The sequence below is a fragment of the Flagellimonas okinawensis genome (genome assembly GCF_029194005.1).
Lineage (GTDB): Bacteria > Bacteroidota > Bacteroidia > Flavobacteriales > Flavobacteriaceae > Flagellimonas > Flagellimonas okinawensis.
In genome coordinates this window covers 37,939-60,678 of the sequence record NZ_JARFVA010000006.1, presented here as the reverse complement: position 1 = coordinate 60,678, position 22,740 = coordinate 37,939, and the positions used below count along the sequence as shown (strand labels likewise).

25 protein-coding genes are annotated in these 22,740 nt (G+C 37.6%); 20 read left to right on the top strand and 5 right to left on the bottom strand.

Features of this window, described 5'->3' with window-relative positions; translation table 11 throughout:
• The first annotated feature begins 16 nt into the window (after positions 1–16).
• The 8 genes from pruA (at position 17) to PY091_RS15125 (ending at position 7,936) form a co-directional block, all read left to right on the top strand.
• The gene (pruA, locus tag PY091_RS15160) at positions 17–1,642 is read left to right on the top strand and encodes an L-glutamate gamma-semialdehyde dehydrogenase (RefSeq protein ID WP_207036847.1); all 1,626 of its coding nucleotides are present in this window, start codon (positions 17–19) and stop codon (positions 1,640–1,642) included.
• 11 nt (positions 1,643–1,653) lie between these two features.
• Positions 1,654–2,616 (top strand): ornithine cyclodeaminase family protein, encoded by a 963-nt coding sequence (locus PY091_RS15155; protein ID WP_207036849.1) that lies wholly within the window; start codon positions 1,654–1,656, stop codon positions 2,614–2,616.
• Positions 2,617–2,628: 12 nt separating this feature from the next.
• Entirely contained in the window at positions 2,629–3,855 is a 1,227-nt protein-coding gene (locus PY091_RS15150; RefSeq protein WP_207036851.1) for a cytosine permease, read from the top strand.
• Entirely contained in the window at positions 3,856–5,055 is a 1,200-nt protein-coding gene (locus PY091_RS15145) for a proline dehydrogenase family protein (RefSeq protein ID WP_207036853.1), read from the top strand.
• A gap of 45 nt (positions 5,056–5,100) precedes the next feature.
• The gene (locus PY091_RS15140) at positions 5,101–5,934 is read left to right on the top strand and encodes an RteC domain-containing protein (protein WP_262897087.1); all 834 of its coding nucleotides are present in this window, start codon (positions 5,101–5,103) and stop codon (positions 5,932–5,934) included.
• Positions 5,935–6,201: 267 nt separating this feature from the next.
• On the top strand, positions 6,202–6,480 hold the full coding sequence (locus PY091_RS15135; protein WP_207036857.1) for a helix-turn-helix domain-containing protein: 279 nt from the start codon (positions 6,202–6,204) through the stop codon (positions 6,478–6,480).
• Between the two features lie 110 nt (positions 6,481–6,590).
• A complete protein-coding gene (locus tag PY091_RS15130; RefSeq protein ID WP_207036860.1) occupies positions 6,591–7,277 on the top strand; it encodes a hypothetical protein in 687 nt (228 codons plus the stop codon).
• On the top strand, positions 7,274–7,936 hold the full coding sequence (locus PY091_RS15125) for a P-loop NTPase family protein (RefSeq protein ID WP_207036862.1): 663 nt from the start codon (positions 7,274–7,276) through the stop codon (positions 7,934–7,936). The genes PY091_RS15130 and PY091_RS15125 overlap by 4 nt, the downstream gene beginning before the upstream one ends.
• Here PY091_RS15125 and PY091_RS15120 read toward each other — a convergent pair whose 3' ends face one another.
• From PY091_RS15120 to PY091_RS15105, 4 genes are all read right to left on the bottom strand, one after another.
• The gene (locus PY091_RS15120; RefSeq protein WP_275650470.1) at positions 7,937–8,176 is read right to left on the bottom strand and encodes an exodeoxyribonuclease X C-terminal domain-containing protein; all 240 of its coding nucleotides are present in this window, start codon (positions 8,174–8,176) and stop codon (positions 7,937–7,939) included.
• A gap of 296 nt (positions 8,177–8,472) precedes the next feature.
• Positions 8,473–9,282 carry an ImmA/IrrE family metallo-endopeptidase gene (locus PY091_RS15115; protein ID WP_207036873.1) on the bottom strand — a complete coding sequence of 270 codons (810 nt, stop codon included), beginning with the start codon at positions 9,280–9,282 and terminating at the stop codon, positions 8,473–8,475.
• On the bottom strand, positions 9,269–9,670 hold the full coding sequence (locus tag PY091_RS15110) for a hypothetical protein (protein WP_207036875.1): 402 nt from the start codon (positions 9,668–9,670) through the stop codon (positions 9,269–9,271). Before PY091_RS15110 ends, PY091_RS15115 begins: the two co-directional genes overlap by 14 nt.
• Positions 9,667–10,260, bottom strand: a complete 594-nt coding sequence (locus PY091_RS15105; RefSeq protein WP_207036877.1) for a hypothetical protein — start codon at positions 10,258–10,260, stop codon at positions 9,667–9,669. Before PY091_RS15105 ends, PY091_RS15110 begins: the two co-directional genes overlap by 4 nt.
• A gap of 504 nt (positions 10,261–10,764) precedes the next feature.
• Here PY091_RS15105 and PY091_RS15100 point away from each other — a divergent pair.
• From PY091_RS15100 to PY091_RS15085, 4 genes are read left to right on the top strand one after another with little or no spacing between them, the layout of a single operon-like run.
• Positions 10,765–11,418 (top strand): Cap15 family cyclic dinucleotide receptor domain-containing protein, encoded by a 654-nt coding sequence (locus PY091_RS15100; protein WP_207036879.1) that lies wholly within the window; start codon positions 10,765–10,767, stop codon positions 11,416–11,418.
• Position 11,419: 1 nt separating this feature from the next.
• Entirely contained in the window at positions 11,420–12,418 is a 999-nt protein-coding gene (locus PY091_RS15095; RefSeq protein ID WP_207036881.1) for a CBASS cGAMP synthase, read from the top strand.
• Entirely contained in the window at positions 12,418–14,214 is a 1,797-nt protein-coding gene (locus PY091_RS15090) for an E2/UBC family protein (RefSeq protein ID WP_207036890.1), read from the top strand. The genes PY091_RS15095 and PY091_RS15090 overlap by 1 nt, the downstream gene beginning before the upstream one ends.
• Positions 14,211–14,672 carry a Mov34/MPN/PAD-1 family protein gene (locus PY091_RS15085; protein ID WP_207036899.1) on the top strand — a complete coding sequence of 154 codons (462 nt, stop codon included), beginning with the start codon at positions 14,211–14,213 and terminating at the stop codon, positions 14,670–14,672. Before PY091_RS15090 ends, PY091_RS15085 begins: the two co-directional genes overlap by 4 nt.
• A gap of 89 nt (positions 14,673–14,761) precedes the next feature.
• On the opposite strand, the gene PY091_RS15080 is transcribed toward PY091_RS15085, so the two are convergent.
• On the bottom strand, positions 14,762–15,364 hold the full coding sequence (locus tag PY091_RS15080) for an N-acetylmuramoyl-L-alanine amidase family protein (protein WP_237688999.1): 603 nt from the start codon (positions 15,362–15,364) through the stop codon (positions 14,762–14,764).
• 225 nt (positions 15,365–15,589) lie between these two features.
• Between PY091_RS15080 and PY091_RS15075 the strand changes: the two genes are divergently transcribed.
• Genes PY091_RS15075 through PY091_RS15040 form a run of 8 tightly spaced genes read left to right on the top strand, consistent with a single transcriptional unit; the run spans position 15,590 to position 22,481 of the window.
• Complete coding sequence (locus PY091_RS15075) at positions 15,590–15,877, top strand: hypothetical protein (protein WP_207036592.1); 288 nt, start codon at positions 15,590–15,592, stop codon at positions 15,875–15,877.
• The gene (locus tag PY091_RS15070; RefSeq protein WP_207036904.1) at positions 15,877–16,161 is read left to right on the top strand and encodes a hypothetical protein; all 285 of its coding nucleotides are present in this window, start codon (positions 15,877–15,879) and stop codon (positions 16,159–16,161) included. The genes PY091_RS15075 and PY091_RS15070 overlap by 1 nt, the downstream gene beginning before the upstream one ends.
• The gene (locus PY091_RS15065; RefSeq protein ID WP_207036906.1) at positions 16,148–18,574 is read left to right on the top strand and encodes a TraG family conjugative transposon ATPase; all 2,427 of its coding nucleotides are present in this window, start codon (positions 16,148–16,150) and stop codon (positions 18,572–18,574) included. Before PY091_RS15070 ends, PY091_RS15065 begins: the two co-directional genes overlap by 14 nt.
• Before the next feature lie 24 nt (positions 18,575–18,598).
• Positions 18,599–19,189 carry a TrbJ/VirB5 family protein gene (locus PY091_RS15060; protein ID WP_207036908.1) on the top strand — a complete coding sequence of 197 codons (591 nt, stop codon included), beginning with the start codon at positions 18,599–18,601 and terminating at the stop codon, positions 19,187–19,189.
• The gene (locus tag PY091_RS15055; RefSeq protein WP_417947768.1) at positions 19,189–20,031 is read left to right on the top strand and encodes a hypothetical protein; all 843 of its coding nucleotides are present in this window, start codon (positions 19,189–19,191) and stop codon (positions 20,029–20,031) included. The genes PY091_RS15060 and PY091_RS15055 overlap by 1 nt, the downstream gene beginning before the upstream one ends.
• Before the next feature lie 40 nt (positions 20,032–20,071).
• Positions 20,072–20,686 carry a conjugal transfer protein TraK gene (locus PY091_RS15050; protein WP_207036911.1) on the top strand — a complete coding sequence of 205 codons (615 nt, stop codon included), beginning with the start codon at positions 20,072–20,074 and terminating at the stop codon, positions 20,684–20,686.
• 12 nt (positions 20,687–20,698) lie between these two features.
• Positions 20,699–21,676, top strand: coding sequence for a conjugative transposon protein TraM (traM, locus tag PY091_RS15045; protein ID WP_207036914.1), 978 nt, complete (start codon positions 20,699–20,701; stop codon positions 21,674–21,676).
• A 10-nt stretch (positions 21,677–21,686) separates the two neighbouring features.
• Positions 21,687–22,481 (top strand): DUF4138 domain-containing protein, encoded by a 795-nt coding sequence (locus tag PY091_RS15040; RefSeq protein ID WP_207036916.1) that lies wholly within the window; start codon positions 21,687–21,689, stop codon positions 22,479–22,481.
• Positions 22,482–22,740 lie beyond the last annotated feature (259 nt).

The window sequence follows — 22,740 nt, the reverse complement described above, 5'->3', positions numbered from 1 at the left end:
ATAGAATAATAAAATCATGACTAAAGGATCTTTTAATGTTCCTCAAGCGATTAACGAAAAAGTTAAAAGCTATGCTCCCAATTCAGAAGAGAGACAGTTGGTATTAGAAGCTTACAAGGAAATGTACAACCAAGAAGTTGACATTCCTTTTTATATAGGCGGTGGGGAAATAAGAACTGGTAATACAATAGGGATATACCCTCCCCATGATAATAAACATCGCATCGGCCAATATCATCAAGCCGAAAAGCAACATATAGAACTAGCTATACAAAAAGCAGCAGAGGCACGTGTGAAATGGGCCAAAATTTCATGGGAACAAAGAGCTTCAATTTTTTTGAAAGCTGCCGAATTATTGGCTGGTCCGTATAGATATAGGCTAAATGCAGCGACAATGATAGCCCAGTCTAAAAATGTATACCAAGCCGAAATTGATTCAGCTTGTGAACTTATCGATTTTCTGCGTTTCAACGTTCAATTTATGTCCGATATATACAGTAATCAGCCATTGTCATCTGCTGGTGTTTGGAACAGAATGGAGTATCGACCTTTAGAAGGCTTTGTGTACGCTATAACACCTTTCAATTTTACCGCAATAGCGGGAAACTTACCAGCTTCAGCAGCATTAATGGGCAACGTTGTTATCTGGAAACCTGCATCTAGCCAAATATACTCGGCCAATGTAATTATGGAACTATTTAAAGAGGCTGGATTGCCCGATGGAGTCATAAATATGGTAACTGGTAGTTCCAGTATGATTTCCGATGTTTTGCTTAATAGCCCTAATCTTGCTGGAATTCACTTTACAGGTTCCACCCCCGTATTTAATAGTTTTTGGAAAACTATTGGTGATAATATAAACAACTATAAAACGTATCCCAGAATTGTGGGAGAAACTGGGGGAAAAGACTTTATATGGGCACACCCAACAGCAAATGCGCAAGAAGTTGCCACCGCAATTTCAAGAGGTGCTTTTGAATACCAAGGTCAAAAATGTAGTGCGGCTTCAAGAGCCTATATCCCTAAAAGTCTATGGAACGATGTTAGAACGCATATACTGGAAGATATCAATTCTTTCAAAATGGGGAGTCCAGAGGACCCTTCCAATTTCATTAATGCGGTTATTGATAAAAGAGCATTCACAAAGCTTTCTGGTTATATAGAACAAGCTAGGAAAGATGTCGATGCTGAAATAATTATAGGCGGCGGATATGACGATTCCAAGGGCTATTTTATTGAGCCAACTGTAATTGTAACCACCAATCCTTTATACGAAACCATGTGTACTGAATTATTTGGTCCAATTATAACCATTTATGTGTTTGAAGACGAAGATTGGGAATCGGTTTTAGATTTGGTAGATCAAACTGGTGAATATGCCCTAACTGGTGCCATTTTCAGTGGCGATCGCTATGTCATCGATGCAGCTACTAAGAAATTAGAGAATGCAGCTGGAAATTTCTATATAAATGACAAACCTACTGGAGCGGTTGTAGGTCAACAACCCTTTGGCGGTGCCCGTGCATCAGGAACAAATGACAAAGCTGGTTCAATATGGAATTTATTAAGATGGGTAAGCAATAGAACAATAAAAGAAACATTCTTTCCACCTAAAAATTACAGATATCCCTTTTTAGGATAGTCATAAAGAACATGAATTGGATTTCAAATGAATTTATTAAGGAGAATATTAATTATCCAGAGCTTGTTGAAGCTTTGGAAATGGCTTTTGGATTAAATACAATTCAATGTCCTCCAAAACAGTCATACAATTACAAAAGCACTAACAGCAGTGAAGATAATACTTTATTGTTCATGCCTTCATGGGACAACGAAAGCTATTTTGGGGTAAAACTCATTACTGCTACACCCAACAATAGTAAATTGAACAACCCTAAAATACCTTATCTCAATGGACTGTATATGCTTTTTAATGCGGAAAATGGCTTGCCATTGGTAGTCATGGATGCCAAATTGATTACAAATATTCGGACCGCTGCCACTTCTGTATTGGCATCAAGTTTTTTGGCGAAAAAACAGGCCTCAAAAATATTAATAATTGGAAATGGCACGCTTTCGCCTTTTTATATCCAGGCCTATGCTTCGAAACAAAACATCACCACTATTTATCTATGGGGTCGGAATTATAAAAAATCCAAGCAAGTAGTTGAGGCATTGGATGATTGTTCGGTAAAGGTTGAGGCTGTTGAAGATTTTGTTCCGATTGTAAGAGAAATGGACATCATAAGTTGTATTACATCCTCGCATGATCCAATTTTAACTAAAGAGCATGTCTCAAGCGGTCAACATTTTGATTTGGCAGGGTCATACGCTGAAGACATGCACGAAGTGAGCGAAGATGTTGTTGCCGCCTGTTCTATTTATACAGATAATTTTGATGTTACCTTAAAACATGCAGGAGAACTGGTGAAAGCTCTAAAAGAGAACAAAATCAATAAATCTGATATCAAAGGTGATTTAAGATTCCTATGTATAGACAATTTATCGAAAAGGAATTCAGATGAGGAAAACACACTATTTAAGTGTACAGGGATGGCAATTGAGGATTTGGTGATAGCAAAATTAGTTTATGATAAATACACAAATAAAAAATAGAGAATTCAAATTATGGAAAATACACAAAATAACGAATCATGGTATAGCATAGCGGGCATTTGGTTCGGATGCATAGCAAGTTTGCCAGCTCTTTTAATAGGCAGTACTTTAATTAGTTCTATGTCTCTTTTTGAGGCAATTATAGTTGCCGTTTTAGGCTATTCATTTGTACTCGTTTTTTTATCGCTATTAAGTATAAAAGCTGTTCAATTTCGATTTAACGCAGTAGAATTGGCTCAACGTTCTTTCGGGGAAACAGGGGCAAAAGTTATAGTTGGGCTTATTATTGGTGTTGCCTCAATGGTCTGGTTTGGGGTACAAACCAACATAGCTGGAGTTTCTTTTTCAAAAGTAATGGAAGAGGCATTCAATGTTCATTTCTCTGTGGAAGCATCCTCTTTATTATGGGGCATCATAATGGTATTGACTGCCGTTTTCGGTTTTAAATACGTTAAGTGGTTAAACTATATAGCGGTGCCATGTATTTTAATACTAATCATCTACAGTCTTATTGTGACCTTAGAAGGAGTTTCCTTTGATCAGATTTTACAATATGTTCCACAACAAAAAATGTCCTTGATAAAGGGCATGGGCATTGTCGTTGGCTTAATCGCTGTAGGGGGTGTAATTTCCCCTGATTACAATCGTTTTGCAAAAACCCCAAAAACTGCTGTTGTAGGATCCGTGGTAGGCATGCTTCCGGCAGCAGTGGCCTTTTTAACCATTGGAGCTATATTGGCCATTATAAAGGGAACTCATGACATTGTAGATATTTTTGCCCAGATAGGATACCCTATAATGGCCATGTCTATTCTTATTTTAGTTACATGGACTTCAAATGTTATGAGTGCCTACTCAGGAGGATTAGGCTTAAATAGTACTTTTCATTTATCCGAAAAGTATAGGCCGCACACAACTTTAGCAGTTGGGTTAATTGGAACTTTGTTGGGCGTTATAGGCATTCTGGACAAGTTTGTTCAGGTTGCTGTAGTTCTTTCCGCTATGATACCTCCAATAGCAGGAGTTATTATTGCTGATTATTACTTTGGAAAAACAACCGAGAACAAAACCAATATGTCTTTTGGCTGGATTGGAATTATCTCTTGGCTCGCAGGGGTTAGTATCGTTTTCTTATTTGAATCTGATGTAAAAAATATTCTAGGTATAGTTGTTTCTGGCTTTTTCTATTCCATTCTGAGCTTATTGTTTAAAAAGAGAACATTATCCTATAAAGCATAAATGGAAAGAATATTTGAAAATACAGAAATAGCCTTGGAATTAAAATCAGACGAGGAAATTTCAAGGTCATATTTTTTATTCTCATTGATAAAAAAAGAACCCTTGGTTAAAATTGGTACTGCCATTACAAAGTTTGCCTTAAAAACAAACATGCCAGTTGAAAAATTAATTAGAACTACAGTTTTTGACCATTTCTGTGGCGGCATAAATGAGAGTGACTGCCTTCCCATTATTAAAAAAATGTATGCGAAAAAAGTTTATTCGGTTTTAGATTATTCCGCCGAGGGTAAAGAAGAAGAAGTACAGTTTGACTATGCTGTACAGAAAACATTGAGCACCTTGGAGTATGCAAAAGATAATGAAGCTATTCCATTCGTCGTTTTTAAACCAACAGGTTTCGGAAGATTCGAAATCTACAAAAAACTCAGTGCAGGAACTTCATTAAGTGATAGGGAAAAGATAGAATGGGGAGAAATTAGAAAAAGATATATAGAAGTTTGTGATAAGGCCCATTCCTATAATATCCCTGTTTTAATTGATGCTGAAGAAAGTTGGATGCAAGATGCTGCCGATACTCTTGTTGAGGAAATGATGAAAAGATACAACAAAGATCGTGTGATTGTTTTTAATACCCTACAGGCCTACCGTTGGGATAGGCTTGATTATTTAAAAGAACTATTGGAAAAGGCAAGGCATCAAAAGTTTAAGATTGGAATAAAATTAGTTCGGGGAGCTTATATGGAAAAGGAACGAGAGCGAGCTTTAAAATATGGGTACAAGGATCCGATATGTATAAATAAAAGTGCTACTGACAAACTTTTTAATGATTGCCTAAAATATATGATGAACAACTTAGGCGATATAGAATTTTTCTTAGGCACACATAACGAAAATAGTTCATACTTACTGATGGAACTATTAAAGGAAAATGGCCTTGATAATAACGATAAAAGGGTTTGGTATGGTCAATTGTATGGCATGAGCGATCATATAAGTTATAATTTATCAAATACCGGTTATAATGTGGCAAAATATCTCCCATTTGGGCCTGTGAAAGACGTCATGCCCTATTTAATTAGAAGAGCTGAAGAAAACACCTCTGTTGTTGGCCAAACTTCAAGAGAACTTCAAATAATTAAGAAAGAAAAAGAAAGAAGAAAAAACCTTAAAAATAATACAGCTAATTTCAAAAACAATTAACCAACATATTTCTCCCTTAAACAATAATAAAATTACTATGAGAATATGTTTTATGTCAATATTATTAACGAATTCAATGAAAAAATAGCAGGGATAGAAGGTACAACTCAAACCGAATTGAAAAAGGCAAATGCCTGTATTCAAATTTCATCTTGGGCTTTGGACCTGTTCAAGGAGCAAGTAACAAATTTTGGTTTTGATTCAATCAAGAATGAAATAAGTTTTTTCAAAGGTATCAAGTGTATACCTATGAAATATCTTATCTATTATACAGAAATCCGTTCCTGCGAACTTCGCATACCCAAATCCAATGTCAAGAGACAGCTCTCATTTCTTGACAAACAAACCAAAAAGGTCAACCAGTTCTTTGGTAGGCATACGGAGTTTTTACTCTACATGGAACAAGGATATGACCATTTTGATGAACATTATTTCACACGTAAAAATTTAAACAACAACCCCGTTGTTAAAAGTTATCCTTACTATAAGGATTCGATATTCAACACCTCCCATGATGAAATCTGGGCACGGATAAAAGGACTCGCCATGTATGCCAATTACCTAAAGCAAAAAAAGGAAGAATTGACCAACACCAATAACAAAACCGGAAACAGCAAACTCAAATGGACTGGGAGCTATGCCGCTTTAGTGGAAATGCTGTACGGTTGCCAGGAGATGGGATATTTCAACAATGGGAATGTTGGAATTAACAATGCAATTGATGCCTTCTGTGAATTTTTGAATGTCAAAAAAGGAAATCCCACCCGTACTTACCAAGATTTGAAGGCACGTAAAGGTTCACCTATAAAGTTTTTTGAAGAAACCGGGCAAAAGCTCCTTCAGAAAATGAAAGACGAGGACGATTTGTCCAATTCCTGAAAACCGAGTTTGGATTGCACTCGGTTTTTTAAACTTCCTATAATTTTATTGACACTTTAAGCGTTTGAGCGTTTGAATTGAGCACCAAATCATACCAAAGCACACCAAAACTTATATGTGTTAAAATCTTCCCCAACTGGGTTTAGACTCTGATAAATTCCCATTAAACTCCATCAATTTTGTAGAACGAAAGTCAAATCAACGCAAAGTCGTCATTTAAAAATCAAAACAACTTGGCGGCTTTGCTTTTCTAAAATCGTTTTACAAATGGCAGAAACAATCATTACCACCGAAGACCTTCAGGAGTTCAAACTCGAACTCTTGGACAACATTAAAGAACTATTGGGCAACCACTCTGGTCATTCCTATAAAAGATGGCTTAAATCCCCAGAGGTAAAAGAGCTTTTGGGAATCTCTTCCGGCACCTTACAGAACCTAAGAATCAATGGCACATTGCCCTACACCAAAGTGGGTGGCGTACTCTATTATGACTACGAGGAGATTATCAGCGTGATGGAAAAGAACAAAATCCATAACAAATTTTAACGCCTCTTTGGAACAGATTAATTATAGGGCCGAGTGCAAAGAAACAGTCCAGTGGACTGTTTTAACGAAGGTGCCAGCTGGCGGGTTGGCTTTATTTCCCTAAAAATATTATGCAAGACGTAAATTACATAAAACACCTGAACGCCGTATTTCTGCAATTCTCGAAAGACGGCCGTTTAAACCCCACACATATCAGTCTGTACGTGGCCTTGTTTCAGTTGTGGAACAATTACCACTTCCCCGATAATTTCCATATCAACCGGGAAGAAGTGATGCAGTTTTCAAAAATCGGTTCAAAAACCACCTACCACCGCTGCATCAAAGAGCTGCACCATTGGAAATACCTGGTATACGAGCCTTCCCACAATCCCTTTCATGGCAGCAAAATCAAGATGTTCAATTTTGGGACAAGTGATGGACAAGCTCTGTACCCAAACCCTACCAATATTGGGACAAGCTTTGGACAAGCGGTGGTATCTATAAACAAACATATACAAACAGTAATAAACAATACAAACGGGAATAAACTTGACCAGCCCAAAAGTGAAAACGAGGTCATCGATTTTTTTCAAAAAGAAAATTGGCCGGAACTGGAGGCCAAAAAATTCTACAACCATTACCAGGGCATCGGCTGGAAAGTAGGCGGCAAAACAAAAATCATTGATTGGCAGGCCACCGCCCGTAACTGGATGTTAAAAGCCGACGTGCTCAAAACGGAAAAAACGGTGATAACGGTTAGCCAAAATACGGACAACCTCAAAACAAGTTCCAACAAAAATTATAGTGAGCCTCTATGAGTTCCCTTAAACCACATATCATCATAGAGGGTAGTGTTCAATATACCTTGGGAACATTCCTGAACAATGAAATCATTTACGATTTTGATAAAATGCTTGTTTATCTCAATGCCAAAGGGAAATTGCTCCTTGGCAAGAAATTCAGGATTTATGAGGAAGACCGAAACATACTCTTTAAGCTGTGCAATTATTATATCAAGGACGAAACGAATTGCAAAAATCTTGGTATCGATATCCATAAGGGTATTTTGCTTTCCGGCCCCGTGGGTTGCGGTAAGACCAGTCTGATGAAACTATTGCGACATATTGTACCCCACCGCAAACCTTATGAGGTCATCCCCACCCGGAATATTGCCTTTGCCTTTAACAATATCGGCTATAAAATCATTGAGGATTATGGAGAAAAAAAGTTCTACTGCTTTGACGACTTGGGTGTAGAACCTACCGGACGACATTTCGGGAAAGACTGCAATGTTTTGGGCGAAATACTATTATCCCGTTATGAGCTGTTCTTGAACCATAACATCCAGACCCACGCCACCACCAACCTTAATGCCCAAGAACTGGAAGAAAGGTATGGGAATCGGGTACGTTCAAGGATGCGGCAAATGTTCAACTTGATAAGTTTTGATGCCAAGTCTGTTGACAAAAGAGGATAGTCAATTTTTGTGCTCTTCTTCCATGTGAAGTAATTCGTGGATCATATCATTTTCGTCTATATATTCAGCTAGCCATTCCTGGTCAGAAAGCCAATTGATGTATTCCCTATCACTTTCCCAAATATCCTCCACATATTGCCCTTTGTACTTACCGAAGCGGAATTTAGTAGCATCAGTTTCACTTGGAGAATAAAACCCAAATAATTTTTGTACGCATCCATCAACCCTTCTTCCCTGCATCTATGATAAAGCCATCCCTTTTGATAGCCTTGTTGCTGCCTTCTCTTTTCAAGGTATTTTACCTTATCGACATTGGATAAAGATCTATAAGAATTTCGCGTGGCTTTATTTCTGGCAAGCCCACCAATGGTCAAACCCAGAATATTTTGGAACACGTTTAAAAAGAAAATGGCCAGTGCTTTCATTGCGATTTACAGTAGAGGTTCCTTGATCTGGATTTAGCTTTAATTTACGAATTTTTAAGGTCTTTTTACCATAAGATTTATAGAAAATAAACAGTTTAATTGGCTATAAAATTATTCTTCCCATACAACACTCAATACAGAATTATGGGCGCTTGAAATAATACAATACTCAAAAAAGTTAAAATCATTATCATCTTCCCAGTTTTTCAAATCAAACCAAGTAGATTTCCAAATCTGCTGTTTAGATTGATGCTTAGCATATATTTTTCCTTTTTCAAAAAACTCCATCGCCACTGAATCCTCCGGTGGTTCTAGTTTAGTTCTATCAACAATGAAATGAGGATAACCTTCGGGCCATTTCCAGTAACTTACAGTTTTGTTATGCGAGTGAAAAAGACAAATTGGGTGGTCTCCCAATTCAAAATACTTAAAGGCTATTGATGTAATACTCGTCTTGAAAAAAATAGCCAAATCCCTTAGTAATTGAGGGGAAAATTTTTTACCCTTTTGTTTTTCATAAAAGAGTGTACTTGGCATCAGCAATTCGGAAGCGAATTGGTTAGCCTCATATTCAACACGACCATTTTTTGCCTGTTTTTCCTTATTATTGAACCACGATGTAGTTGCTTCAGTATCGTTATGAATATCAATACCTTTATGAAGCACAAAATGTCCAATTTCGTGTGCTAATGTGAACCGTTTTTTTTGATCAAATTCGATATCCTGGTTTATTTCAATTATAGTGTGTTTTTTCCCAAATATGATTCGTCCATCAGAATTTACCAAAGGCTTTTCGATAACGGTTGCTCCAAGACCACTTGCAAACAATTCTAGGGGAAAGTCCAAAAGACTTTCAAAGCCATATTGCTCAAGTAGGTTTTTTGCTTCTAAAGAGCCTTTATTATATCTATGATTCTTCATTGTCTAATTCATCCATCAGGTCAACCAGATTTTTCCCTTTGATAATTTCCTTTATTTCATCCGGGGTTAACTTGTCCAAGTTTCTAAATTGTACAGACATTTGTTTTGTTTCTACTAAACTTATAAGGGTGGCAATAGGCTTCTCTATATTCTTATTGATTGCATCTTGAAATTTTTCAACTATCCTCGCAATCAATGCTTGGTCATTTTCCTGAGTTGCCACTGCGTTTTGGGTAAACTTCAATCGCTTCAAAAAATTGGATATTTCCGTACTTTCCTTAGTTACATCTACACCATCTTCCTCTAAGGACTTTTTTATCAATTCAATATCGGAATTCAAATAAAATTCTGTAATTCCCTTATCTATTTTGTTTTTTAAGTTGCTCATTTTACTTGACTGTTAAGTTTGCCTTTTCTTCTCTCAAGCCTTTTAACGGCATTATAAACCTCTGTGATATCTACTTCCAAAAAAGCCGAAATCTCGTTCGGTTTGTAGATGTTTTCACACCAACATTCAAATATTAGCATCTCCAAATCAGATGCTCCCGAGTCTTTAAGTAACGTAACATAGTTTTCTTTTAGTTTTTTGTTGTCAATTTCATCAAATGATAGGTCGTCGAAGCCAACTTCCTCCGAGTATACTGGTATATCGAGAATATAGGATTCGTCGTTTTCATCCTCTTCTCCCGGTGGCTTTCGTCTTTTTGCTTTTTCGTGATACGCACTTATTTCGCTTTTTAGAACCCCAAAAAGAAAGTTCTCAAAATTACATTTGTCCTTATCCCACTTCCTTATATCGGTAAGTGCTTTTTGGAAAACATTGAAAACAAAATCTAACTTTTGTTGCCCCTCATGATTATCGCCATAATCGCCAAGTCTTTGCTTGGCAAAGGCTCTCATTCTTAAAACGAGGTCGTTTAATTGGTCAATGGTATAACTATTAAATACATCGGCCACCTCTTTGCTCGATTTATCCATATCAATTGATGTTCTAGTAATAATATGCTTGCAGATTTAAAAAATTTGCCATCGAGTGGCAAAAAAGTTAACGAAACAAGCATACTAAGATTGAAGGCCCAATATAAAGAATATGATGCAACAAAAGTCTTTAAGAAAATGGCGTGAAAAAATGAGCGGAACTCCACAGCTCTGAATGGAGATTGTTTAACCTTAAAGTTCAGTTTATGAATAGTATTAATTTCTCTAAAGGAGTGCTAAGAGTATGCCATAAAGGCAATTGTGTCAATGTGCATGGAGATGTGGCCAAAACCATCATCTTTGGTATAGCAACTCTTGTTGTTATTAGTGGAATAGCTGCATTGTTGGAGCAATCTAACTAGAAGCTTAATCATGGCGACTTCTTAAAAGGTGTCGCCTTGATTAAATGACATTGTGTCTTAATATTAGCAATAAAAATATGATTGTTAATTTTTTCTAAAAATGGATTGCTTTTTGATACTGAACACTTTACAATAAAGATATATGAAATCAGATTTTAACTTTAAATATTACAATGAATCTAAGCTGATATTACTCGTAATACTTCTTTATATAGGTTCTGAAGCATTGATAAGAGAAATAATCAATTTATTGAAAGCTTATAACTTCGAATATTATAGGTTCTATCCTGCAACTGCATTACTTGCTCTCGTTTTTTGGCTAATAAACAAACATTTACATAAAGTACCATTTTTATGGCAGCTACTTATAAAAGTACCATTGATTAGAGGTACTTATAAAGGAATGGTAAAATACAATTATCAAGGTGTGTTAGGACACAAGCATTGCAAACTTATAATTTATCAGACCACTTCAGATATAAAGGTTAATTGTTACTTCTGGGATGAAGACGAAAATGGAAATAAGATATCAAGTACACAAACTAAATCTGAAAGTATTGTTGAAGATTTAATCCGAAAAGATAACGGTCTATATCAATTACTTTTTTATTATCAGAATAAAGGAAGTAGTGACAGTTCAATCCCAATAAAAGATGGGTTTAACACACTGACCCTTAAAAAGGAAGGTGAGATAAAAAGACTGGAAGGAGGCTATTTTTCCAAGAACAGTCTTTCAAAAGGTAATGGAGGAACCATTAGCGTAGATTTTCAAACAAAAGAATTAAAACATATATAAGATGGCAAATAATCACGAACAATTCATTGAATTTAATACGACTATTTCATTAGATTCTTCTAAAAAGGATGAGCTTAGGAAAAATAGAGATGCTTTAAGAAAAAAAATAACAGACTATTTCAAGAACAATAAGGAGAATGAGACCAGACCTAAATATTCTGCTCAAGGGTCTTTTATGATGCATATAATTGTCAATCCTCTTCCAACATACGAGACCGATGATGATGGTAACGAGAAAACTTTATACCCTTATGATTTGGATGATGGCGTTTATTTTATTGATGAAATAGACAATAGAAAATCAGTGACAACCTATCACAATTGGATTTATGATGCCGTTAAGGATCACACTTCAAAAGGAGCTATCAAAAAAAATACTTGTATTCGTGTTTTGTATTCTGATGGCCACAATATTGACTTACCCATATACTTTAAAGAAAAAGAATCAGGCGGCGAAAAAACTATTCCGCAGCTTGCGCATAAATCCGAAGGCTTTACGGATAGTGACCCGAGGGAATTTTATAAATGGTTTAATGGCCGGGCAAATGACCAATTGAAGAGGTTAGTTCGTTATTTAAAAGCCTGGGGAGACAAGCAAAACAAATCCTTTAGCACAAAAATGCCAAGTGGCTTGATATTTGCCATTCTTGCTACAAATCACTATGTATCAAATGACCGTGATGATATTTCTTTCAGAGATACTTTGGAAGCAATTCAATCAGAATTAGAAGATGATTTTAAATGTGAGCGGCCTACAACAAAGAAAGGAGAGGACTTGCTTCAAAAGTATAGTGAAACTCATTTTATGGACAGATTATCTAAGCTTATAGATGCTGGTAATGCTGCTATAGCTCATAGCAATCCAAAAGAAGGATGTAAAAAATGGCAAAAATATCTTGGGGACAGGTTTGCTTGCGCTAATGTAGAAGATTCATCTAAAAGTGAATCAAAATCATATGCTGCACCAGCGGTGATTAATGTTAATGCTACAAGTGCTTAATGTCAGATTGTTTTGAGCAAATACGAAAAGATGCATATACAAAGTTAGCAAGCATCAGCGATGACGAAATCACTGTACTTGACAATCCGAAAGATGCTAACTTTCTAGAGTCCGGTGATTATTGTGAAGTCTGGGAGGTAAAAACCGGATTATATGACAATGTAAAATCAGTATGGATTATTGATGAACTTACCATGTATATTGCTTTAAGTTCATTATTTCCATTAGAGCCTGCAAAAATATATTACGATAAAAATGATTTTGAGAAATTAGGATACATACCTCATTCTTCATTTTTGAGAAACGATGTATGTGTATACGATGAATTTGTAATTGTAGACCAATCAAACCCTACGGGAATTCTAATAGACCAACTTAGTAAAGCAAAAAAAACTTTGATTGAAGGTTTGAAAGGTGAAAATTTTGAAGATTTTGAAGATGAATTCGTGGCTTATTGGAATACATCGGGAAATCATAAAGATAAATTACTAAGTGAATCTATTTATTCCGTTATAGGTAAAGAACCAAAAAACTATAATTCTCTACACTTACTCACTTATAGTATTAAGTCATCAAAAAAAGACAAAACATTAGCTGGCATCCTTTACAATAAAGAAGAAGATTTAATTCAACCTTACCAACAGTATTTTGAAAGTCAAGATTACTCTACAAAAGAATATGAGGTGTTTTTTGTTAAGGATGAAACACGACTTACTAGACCGCCTTTTACCATTAGTTGCTTTGAAAGTCTTGAATTTATTAAGGAAGAGAATCAAAAAAACTTTAAAGATTACTTTAATAAAAGTCCAGTTAGAATTTTAGTCTTTGGAAAGACTATCAATGATGAAAAAAAATATTTTGGATGGAGCTATCCCGACATAGACTTTAAAATAAAAGGATTCCGTCAGAGCAAACTAACACCTTATAATATTACGTTCAATAAAGGTTTACCTGGTCATAAAAAGAATGTTAAACGTTTCTCTTCTGACAGCCTTAGTGAACAAAGATTAATTAGAAGAACTGCATCTGAAGTCCAAACACCAAAGAACTATAAGTTTCTTGTAGCTGGTATTGGGAGTGTTGGCTCAAATCTAGTGGGTCTTCTTAATAATCTTAATAACCCTGAATTTGCCCTTATTGATAATGACAAACTAAGTTCAGAAAACATTAAACGCCATTTACTAGGGTTTCACTACTTAAATCAAAACAAAGCACTTGCATTAAAAACCTACTTAAAACATAAACTTCCAAGTCAGAAGATTCAATTTAGTGAATCGTCAATATTTGATTTTTATAACCAAAATAAACGAAAAGTCAATGCACAGGATTATATGTTTCTATGTTTGGGAAAACTGAATCTTGAAAAATGGTTTATAACAGAGTTACAAAAGGGCGAGTTAAAAAAACCTGTTTTTATTCTTTGGGTCGAACCCTACTTGATTGGTGCTCAATTACTCTACCTCCATCCAGAAAATCTCCCCAAGTTGGATGACTTATTTTCTGATATCTACAAATACAGATTTTCTATAATTTCACCCGAAGAGTATGAGAAAAAAAGAGATTTATTCATGCTTAAAGAAAGTGGTTGTCAGGCTACTTATTCTCCATATTCATCTGCTCATTTGTCCCTTTTTTTATCCGCTGCTTATCTCAAAATAGTTGAAGTCATCGAAAATAGCAATAATCAGAGCCTGTTCTATTCTTGGATTGGCGATATAGATATAGCAAAAAAACTAAATGTGACCTTAGCAAAAGATTCATACGAGAAATATTCCCTAATCAATAACACTTTATGACATATTCCGATGTAAATATTAATGTGATTTTTGATGAAGGAGTTCTGAATGTATTCAGTCATTTTAAACAAACTGGCAATAAACATGAGAAGGGGGGCATACTCTTAGGAAAACGCTTGGAAAACAATAAAATTCTTGTTACAAAGGCCACTACACCCACATTATTTGATAAGAGCTATAGATATAGCTTTCATAGAGATAAAAAATCAGCACAATTATTCATTAATTATGAATTTTTAAACAGTCTTGGTAAAACCATTTATATTGGCGAATGGCATACCCATCCCGAAGACTATCCTACTCCGTCAAGTACAGATATAAAAATGATAAAAAATCAATTCAAAAAAAACTTGATTAATGAGGATTTTCTTTTGATGGTAATTGTTGGTCGAAAAGGTTTCTACATTGGACATTTTAATGGAAAAAAATTAATCCAATTAAAGCAAAATTCACAATGACATTCAATTAAACATTGATGTAAGCATTTTAAAAAAACATACCATTACCTCCTTTAAACACTCTATAATCTCAACAAAAAACTCCTTCATCATCCAGCATTAAAATAGTTATACAACCCCATTAAAATCGCCAACGCCATAGCCCTGATATTTTTTGGATTCAAATAATAATCCGCTTCATCGGCATGGGTCATAAACCCCATTTCAACAAGTACCGTTGGGCAATACACAACAGTCTCCCTGAGTACCTGAAAATTGGCAATCTTCACGCCCCGTTGCTTAAAACCAAGCTTTCCTGTACTTTCCTTTAAAATGGAAAGCCCTATGGCAATGGATGCCTTGATATGATTTTCTTCCTCTTTGGAAGTATGGACATAAACTTCCATTCCTTGAGAAGTTTTGGAAGAGGCATTGCAGTGTAAGGATAAAAAAACATCCGCTTTGAGTGCCCTGACCAATCGACCCCTATCTTTTAGGGGAACCAAGGTATCGGTATATCGGCTCAAATAGATAGCAAACCTATCATCAAAAAGGGTTTTGTTAAGTCCTATAATTTCCTTGGCAACATACAAAACCACATCTTTTTCCAATACATCATTTATACCTATTGCACCGGAATCGATTCCACCGTGTCCGGGGTCGATGACAATCGTTTTTTGCTGACCGAAAACAAAGCAGAATTTTAGTAGCAAAACCCAAAAACTGACGTTTTTGAAGCCCGACCACTTCCAAAATTTTAGAGTTATCAACATAGGCTTTTCAGATTTCCATACGATTTGATGCCAATTCGCATCAAACAAAAACAAACGGACTCAAAATTTATTTTATTCACAAATAATTGATTATCAATTATTTGAATTACAATATACAGTATTTTTCGAATATCAAAATCAAGCAAATTTTAAATCGATTTCATTATGAAAAAATCATTGTATGTAACTATTCTTTCGCTGTTCATTTCAAGTACAACCTTTGCCCAAATCGGGGGCATCGAAGATTCCGTCAACGATGTTTCCGATACCATCCGTGCCATTTTCCCAATAATCCTCGGGGTCATCTTCCTAATCGGGTTCCTGTTCAATGCGGGACATTTCTTTGGTGAAAATGCCGATTTGAAAAAAGGGATTACCCGAGTACTGGTCTTTGTACTGATTGCCGGAGCCGTAGTGGGCATCTTCACCTACCTAATCGGAATCGTGGTTTAATGAAGCGGTTCGAGGTCTATAAAAACATTCGTAAGCGAGCGGTAATTATGGGATTGCCCATATCCCTATTCGCCCTGATGATGACATCCGTTATCGGCTCTTTATTGTTCATCATCTTTTCGTTCAGTTTTTCGGTCATCATTTCCGTATTCCTATGGAACGGGACATTATATGCAGTGCTGACCCACCTTACCAAAAACCCTGCTTTGATGCACATCAAAAAAGTATTCCCACAAACAATCAGCAATAAAAAAGGCAGTCGCTTGAATTATGAAGAAAATTAACCTATCGGCATACCATCCCATTTTGGACATCCAAGGCCATATCAACTTTGCCAACAATGGCAATGTGGTCTTGGGCTACCAAGTGGACAACCCTGAAATCTATTCCCTTTCGGAAAAGGATTTTGAGGACATACACGGTTCGTGGTTTCAGGCGTTTAAATCGTTGCCTGTGGCTACGATCATCCACAAACAGGACATTTACCAAAAAAACCATTATTCGGCGAACGGGTTGCCCAATGATACCTTTCTTCAAAAGGCGACCCATGACTATTTTAAGGGGCGTAGCTATCTACAACATCATTGCTACCTGTTCTTTGTTCTTCCATATAACAAGGCATTGAACACTGCCAAGTTTACCAACCCGTTCCGTAAGGGCGAAAAGGGCATCCACAGACAAATGGACCATACCGTGCAGGAGTTCATCGCTTCGGTAAACGATGCCGTTTCCTTTGTCAACAATAGCCGAAGGGTGTCCCTTACCCCATTAAAAGAGTACGAAATATTAGAGCTTACCAACGCTTACTTTAACGGGTTCAATGAGGGTTTCGATACCGATATTCAATTGAAGCCTGCCCGTCGTGGTGGGAAATCCAACATTGAAATCGGAGAAAACCATTTTGATGTATTGGCCGTCAACAGCGAGCTGTGCTTTGGCGATGTGGTACAGAGCAGTAAAACCAATGATAAATTTACTTCGGACGATTTTGTGTTCCATCAGGGATTTATCGATGGATTGGGGCTGGACCTCAATGAGAACCACATTGTCAACCAAATCATCTATCTGGACGACAAGCATAAATGGCGAAAACTGCTCGACAAGAAAATCGAGGAACTTAAAAAGAGTTCCAATTTCGGCACACAGAACAAAGTCATCTTAAAAAAGATTGAAGACATCGTTGGCAAAATCAATGAGGACGATAGTTCACGGATTATTCGTGGACACATAAATATCATCTTTTGGGACAGAGATGAAGCATTGTTAGAGAGAATCGCTTCTAAAATCAAGACCGAGTTTAAGGAACTGGACATCGTGCCATACTACCCAAAAGGCGAGGAACGCAAAAACTATTTTCTGAACTCCTATTGCTGCCATACCTCAAATTTTTCAAATGAGGATTTATACGTCACCGATTTAAAGCACGCCCTTTGCCTGTACATTAACAATACCAGCTATCAGTCCGATGCCACGGGTATCATCTTTAATGACAGGCAACATAATATTCCCGTGCTAAAGGATGTATGGGATGAAAAGAAGAAACGCATCAAGGCTAGGAACTTTGCCATTTTTGCCCCAACGGGCGAGGGCAAATCCTTTTTAGCGAACAACATCTTACGTCAATATTTTGAAAGTGGCGTTCGATTAGTGGTGATTGACTTGGGAGGTTCTTATGCCAAGTTCGCCAAACTCTATCCTGATAAACATATCATACTTCGATACGAGCAAGGGAAAAACCTGGGCATCAACCCTTTTTACATCTCCAATACCGATGATTTGACACCGGAGCGATTGGAGGATTTGGCCATTTTTATTTTGGAGCTTCTAGCATCAGGAAAGGCAACGACCAAAGCCGAGGAAGTGGCTGTTAAAAAAGTATTGAGACATTACTATTTACAAAATAGCAACAGTACCCATTCTTTGGAAAATCTGTACCGATTCATCGATGCAAAGAAGGACAGCCTTTTGGAAGAGCTGCATATCCAGGGACAGCATTTCAATATCTATGATTTTCTTCACATCCTTTCAGAGTATGTCGATGGCGGGCTGTACAGTTTCCTGTTCAATGTCAACGAAGACCAGACCTATAAAATCGAGGACAAACGGCTGATTGTCTTTGAACTGGACGAAGTGAAGGATAACAAGGAAATCCTTTCGGTGATGCTGAAGCTCATCAAGTCGGCCATCCAACGCACCATTTGGAGAAACAAGGCCGAAAAAGGCATTATCCTTTTTGATGAGTTTGCGAAACAATTGAAATTCGGCAACGTGTTGGAAAGCGTAGAATTCTACTATCAGGCCATCCGTAAACAGAACGGCGCCATTGGCATCATCCTCCAGTCGATTAACCAACTGCCCAACAATTCCACATCGGCAAGCATCCTTGAAAATACACAGGTCATTTACAGCCTCCGCAATGAAAAGGGATATGAAGAATTAAAGAAGAGGTTGAACCTCTCCAGTCACGACCTGAACCAACTCAAATCCATCCGGAACAATTTGACCGGGGACAGAAAGTACACCGAAATGTTCATCAAAATTGGCAAGGAAAGCAACATTTTCCGATTGGAAGTACCGCCCGAGGTCTTTGCAGCTTACCTCACCGATGGACAGGAAAACGAGTCCATAATGGCCATTTATAACGAAACAAACGATATGGAAACGTCCATTGGTCGCTTCTTGCAAGAATCACAATAATATTCACTTTTAAAACACAAACAAATGAAGAACAAAATCAAAAAAACAATCTTATCCGCAACATTGCTCATACTTGTGAGTGCCACTGGCACCCGTGCTACGGCCCAGGGGATGCCTGTGTATGACAACACCAACTTTATTTCCTTTATGAAATCGTTGGTCGAATCTGCTAAACAGACCAGCAACCTGATGCAGACCGTCAAGTTTCTCAAACAGCAAAAGGAGAACATCGATAAGGTCAACAATGTCATCAAACAGTTGAAGGCGGTCAAGGAACTTGCCGAGAACAACCAACGCCTGTACCAAGTGATGCAGGGCGATTTAAGGGACATCCTGAATTCCCCGTTTATCAAGCCCGATGAAGTTACCCGTATATCGGATTCCTTTGATGCCATTTTGGAAAATTCCATTGCGGCCATGGAATATATTGACCAGATCCTGTCCAGTGACAATATGAAAATGACCGATGCCGAACGTGCGGCAGTCCTCAAGGAAAAGGAACTGGAATCCAAGGAAATGGTAGCGGAAATCGAGGCCAAGACCAAACGTTATCGGGAGATTATCGCTTTTCGGGAAATACAACATAAAATCAATAACCGCGAAACCAATTATTGATGTCGGGTATTTTTTTGGGCATAGGACTGGAATATGTGGACACTATTTTTCAAACCATAAAAAATAGTGCCTTTTCGCAATATACCATTGGGGGTATGAAGGCCCTTGCGGTACTGTTCTTCTTGGTCAATATCCTGAAAAAATACAACGAGGGCGTAGCGAACAATGAGGGCTATACTTGGGGATTGACACCTGCGGAATTGGCGAAGAACTTTGCAGTGGTCATTTTAGTCATTTTTTCTACACAGGTATTGGGCGTTTTTGATGCCATTTTGGTGGCCATCGAGACCCAATACCGGGACACGGCTCCGGCACTCCTCCCGTTGCAGATGCAGGATATAGACATCGAACAGGATGTGGGTGCCCTGGAAGCCGCCAAAAAAGCGATGGCCATGCTTTACGAGGCTCTGGTCACCCCTTTGTTCGGGATGAAAATGCTGGCCTTTATCATTGGGGTATTCCTATGGTTGTTGGATTTGTTCATCTATCCCTTGTTCTTGGCGGAGCGGTTTTTCTTGTTGGGCATCATGCAGGCGTTTTTTCCGTTGGTCATCAGTCTGGCCGTATTTGAAAAGTTCAGGTCGCTAGCGTACAATTTCTTTAAGCTCTATTCCGGGGTCTATATGTTGGTACCAGCCTTCTTTTTGGTGAATGTATTCGTGAACAACCTTTACACCGAAATCAACACCAATTTTTGGAGCAACCTGTTCGGAACGGATTGGGGGAGCAGCTTTTTTGCCCCGTTGCTGCAATTGGGCTCCATCGGGTTTATCGTATTCCTGAAGTTTAAACTGTACCGTAGGGCCATCTCGTTCACCCTTAAACTCTTCACTGGTGGATAAGTGCCTAAGGCACATTAGGCAAATGAAAATTAATTACTATATGAAAACACCTTATAAAAATATATACGACATCCTAAAGCTGAACCGCTTTATTGTTTTGACGGTCGTTATTGGAGCTGTGCTTACCTGTATTGTTTCTGTACTCATGGTCATCAAACTGCACAAGGAGACCGTGGGCAGTGCATTTGTGGTCAATTCGGACGGTAGCGTGATTCCCTTGAAATTAGTTTTACAAAATGAAAATTTAAACGTGGAGGCATTGGCGCATCTGGAGCTGTTCCACACCTACTTCTACAACATTGATGCGAGCAATTACGAAAGAAATCTGGAAAAGGCGCTGTGGTTGGGCAATAGCTCGGTGGATGCCCTGTACCACCAGAAAAAGGCCGATGGGGTCTATAACCGTTTGTTACAGTATTCATTGGTGCAAAAAGTGTTGAGTATCGAATCCAAAGTGGATATCGAAAACGAACCCCACAAGTTTGAGACCAGGACCGTTTTTGAAATCAATCGGGGTTCCGTAACCGATACCTACGAGCTTATCACAACGGGGAACCTTATCAAGGTGGATAGGAACTTTCCGAACAATACTCACGGATTGTTGATTACCAATTTTTTTGAAAGCAGCTTACGAAAAATCAATGATGAACAATAAAATTCAGATAATATGAAAGTAGAAAAAAACAAAATCATCTTTTCCATTGTACTGGTATGCATCCTACTTTTTATAGGTAGCTATGCCATGCTGGTATTGGGAGAGGATGAAGAACCGACTTTGGAAAACAACCAGGTTCCCGTGCCGGAACTGGAGGACGACCAAAAGCAGTACGATTCCAAATTGGATGCCCTGAACGATTTAAAAGAAGTTAGGGAAACCAACGCACCAAGTATTTATGATGAACGGCTGTTGGATTCCACGGGCATTTATGACCCGGATTTGTTGGACAAGGAAAAGATGCGATTGGTGGACAGTATCTACCAACAAGGGCAGATAAAATATTCGGAACAATCCTATCAAAATATCAATCCGAGGTACAGGCCATCGAAACCGACTATTGAGGAGAAAAGGGACACTATCGATGTCATTAATGAACAGGAAACCGAAGTCGAGGTCAAGGAACGTGCTTTGGAGCACCAGCTCTTTTTTGCTTCCCATCCCATTGAGAATGACGATTTGAACGCAAAAAATACGGACACGTTCATATACGTCCGTGTGGATGGCACGCAGACAGTCAAGAACAATTATCGCCTACAGATGCGGCTCCTAAAGGATGCCACCATTTACGGGCAGCGTTATTCGAGGAATACGCCCATTTATGGATTTGTCAGCTTTAAGCCCAATCGAGCCATTATCGATATTGAGAACATCGACCATCAACCCGTAAAATTAAGGGCTCATGACTATCAGGACGGTAGCGAGGGAATTTATGTGGAGAACAGTTTCAGAGCTGAAGTTACCAATGAAATTGTTGGCGATATGATGGACGATATCAACATTGCTGGTGTGCCACAGGTAAGCGGGTTTAAAAAGATTTTCCAGAGAAACCATAAAAACGTAAAGGTTACTATAACCGATAACTACAGGCTCATTTTAAAAATATCCAAAACCAAGTTTCAAGGAAAACCCATGATGGGTAACTATTAATCTTACTATTATGAAAACATATCTTACATTACTGCTATTGACCTTTACAATGTCCATACAGGCACAAAAATCATTGGACACCATTTATGCCAATGACCAAAAGAACGTTGCTTTGTTCTTTCCTAATCCTATTCGACAAGGTATTACGGGAGCTTCACATTTTGTGTTTACCTACAATCGTGAAAAGGAACAGTATTTCGGGCTGTTACAGGCTAAACCAGGAACCGAAAGCAATCTTTTGGCCGTTACCAGTGACGGAAAGGTATATTCCTATATTTTGAAGTATTCCGACAAACTCCCCAAGCTGAACTACTTCATCTATAAAGATGAAAGCATCGGCAATGAAAGTCCCGTAATGGAAATATCCAAAGCTGAAAACACCACTTCCAATAAGGACAGAACCGCTTATTTTGAAAGGGCAAGTGAATATTTGCTCAGATCCGGTTCTGAAACCATTGCCGTAAAACGCAAAAAAGGAATCCGGTTACAGTTGCAGAAAATGGCCAATGACGTTTCAGAAGTGTATCTGGTCATAGAGGTCAGGAACAAATCCGGAATCGATTTTGAAATCGACTATCTCAATGTGTACCGTACCAATGGTAACAACAAACGCAAAGCCTCTTATCAACGATTACTGCAAAAGGCTATTTACAAACATAAAATACCATATTCCATTACCAATGGGCAAAGCCAGCGTTTCGTGTACGTGCTTCCAAAATTCGTCTTGGGAGATAACGAAAAGATGATGCTTGAGCTGAAGGAACTGAACGGGAGCAGGAAAGTGATTTTGGAGACTAGGTTATAATCTTTCTTATTTCAACACTTACTCTTTTTGTAACAAATATTTCCTGAATATGTTACAAAATAAGATTGTTCAAATCATGGTAAGTATCAAGCGTAAAATATAAAAGAGCATTTCCAAGAAGAAACGTGGAAGGGATGTATTGACAAAATTGAGCCATTATGTTTTGTGTTTCCAAAATACAGTAAAGCACATTTACTAATTTTTACACGATTATGTTTACTAATTTTAGTACATTTGTTTTTGCTAATATTAGCACGAT

Bases quoted from the DNA above. Each gene is read 5' to 3' on its own strand.
- PY091_RS15075 (WP_207036592.1), top strand. From the start codon at position 15,590: ATGAAAAAATCATTGTATGTAACTATTCTTTCGCTGTTCATTTCAAGT.
- PY091_RS15050 (WP_207036911.1), top strand. From the start codon at position 20,072: ATGAAAACACCTTATAAAAATATATACGACATCCTAAAGCTGAACCGC.
- PY091_RS15085 (WP_207036899.1), top strand. From the start codon at position 14,211: ATGACATATTCCGATGTAAATATTAATGTGATTTTTGATGAAGGAGTT.
- PY091_RS15130 (WP_207036860.1), top strand. From the start codon at position 6,591: ATGCAAGACGTAAATTACATAAAACACCTGAACGCCGTATTTCTGCAA.
- PY091_RS15115 (WP_207036873.1), bottom strand. From the start codon at position 9,282: ATGAAGAATCATAGATATAATAAAGGCTCTTTAGAAGCAAAAAACCTA.
- traM (WP_207036914.1), top strand. From the start codon at position 20,699: ATGAAAGTAGAAAAAAACAAAATCATCTTTTCCATTGTACTGGTATGC.
- PY091_RS15145 (WP_207036853.1), top strand. From the start codon at position 3,856: ATGGAAAGAATATTTGAAAATACAGAAATAGCCTTGGAATTAAAATCA.
- PY091_RS15105 (WP_207036877.1), bottom strand. From the start codon at position 10,260: ATGGATAAATCGAGCAAAGAGGTGGCCGATGTATTTAATAGTTATACC.
- PY091_RS15090 (WP_207036890.1), top strand. From the start codon at position 12,418: ATGTCAGATTGTTTTGAGCAAATACGAAAAGATGCATATACAAAGTTA.
- PY091_RS15110 (WP_207036875.1), bottom strand. From the start codon at position 9,670: ATGAGCAACTTAAAAAACAAAATAGATAAGGGAATTACAGAATTTTAT.
- PY091_RS15150 (WP_207036851.1), top strand. From the start codon at position 2,629: ATGGAAAATACACAAAATAACGAATCATGGTATAGCATAGCGGGCATT.
- PY091_RS15065 (WP_207036906.1), top strand. From the start codon at position 16,148: ATGAAGAAAATTAACCTATCGGCATACCATCCCATTTTGGACATCCAA.
- PY091_RS15155 (WP_207036849.1), top strand. From the start codon at position 1,654: ATGAATTGGATTTCAAATGAATTTATTAAGGAGAATATTAATTATCCA.
- PY091_RS15055 (WP_417947768.1), top strand. From the start codon at position 19,189: ATGTCGGGTATTTTTTTGGGCATAGGACTGGAATATGTGGACACTATT.
- PY091_RS15040 (WP_207036916.1), top strand. From the start codon at position 21,687: ATGAAAACATATCTTACATTACTGCTATTGACCTTTACAATGTCCATA.
- PY091_RS15060 (WP_207036908.1), top strand. From the start codon at position 18,599: ATGAAGAACAAAATCAAAAAAACAATCTTATCCGCAACATTGCTCATA.
- PY091_RS15120 (WP_275650470.1), bottom strand. From the start codon at position 8,176: ATGCAGGGAAGAAGGGTTGATGGATGCGTACAAAAATTATTTGGGTTT.
- pruA (WP_207036847.1), top strand. From the start codon at position 17: ATGACTAAAGGATCTTTTAATGTTCCTCAAGCGATTAACGAAAAAGTT.
- PY091_RS15095 (WP_207036881.1), top strand. From the start codon at position 11,420: ATGGCAAATAATCACGAACAATTCATTGAATTTAATACGACTATTTCA.
- PY091_RS15125 (WP_207036862.1), top strand. From the start codon at position 7,274: ATGAGTTCCCTTAAACCACATATCATCATAGAGGGTAGTGTTCAATAT.
- PY091_RS15140 (WP_262897087.1), top strand. From the start codon at position 5,101: ATGTTTTATGTCAATATTATTAACGAATTCAATGAAAAAATAGCAGGG.
- PY091_RS15135 (WP_207036857.1), top strand. From the start codon at position 6,202: ATGGCAGAAACAATCATTACCACCGAAGACCTTCAGGAGTTCAAACTC.
- PY091_RS15070 (WP_207036904.1), top strand. From the start codon at position 15,877: ATGAAGCGGTTCGAGGTCTATAAAAACATTCGTAAGCGAGCGGTAATT.
- PY091_RS15100 (WP_207036879.1), top strand. From the start codon at position 10,765: ATGAAATCAGATTTTAACTTTAAATATTACAATGAATCTAAGCTGATA.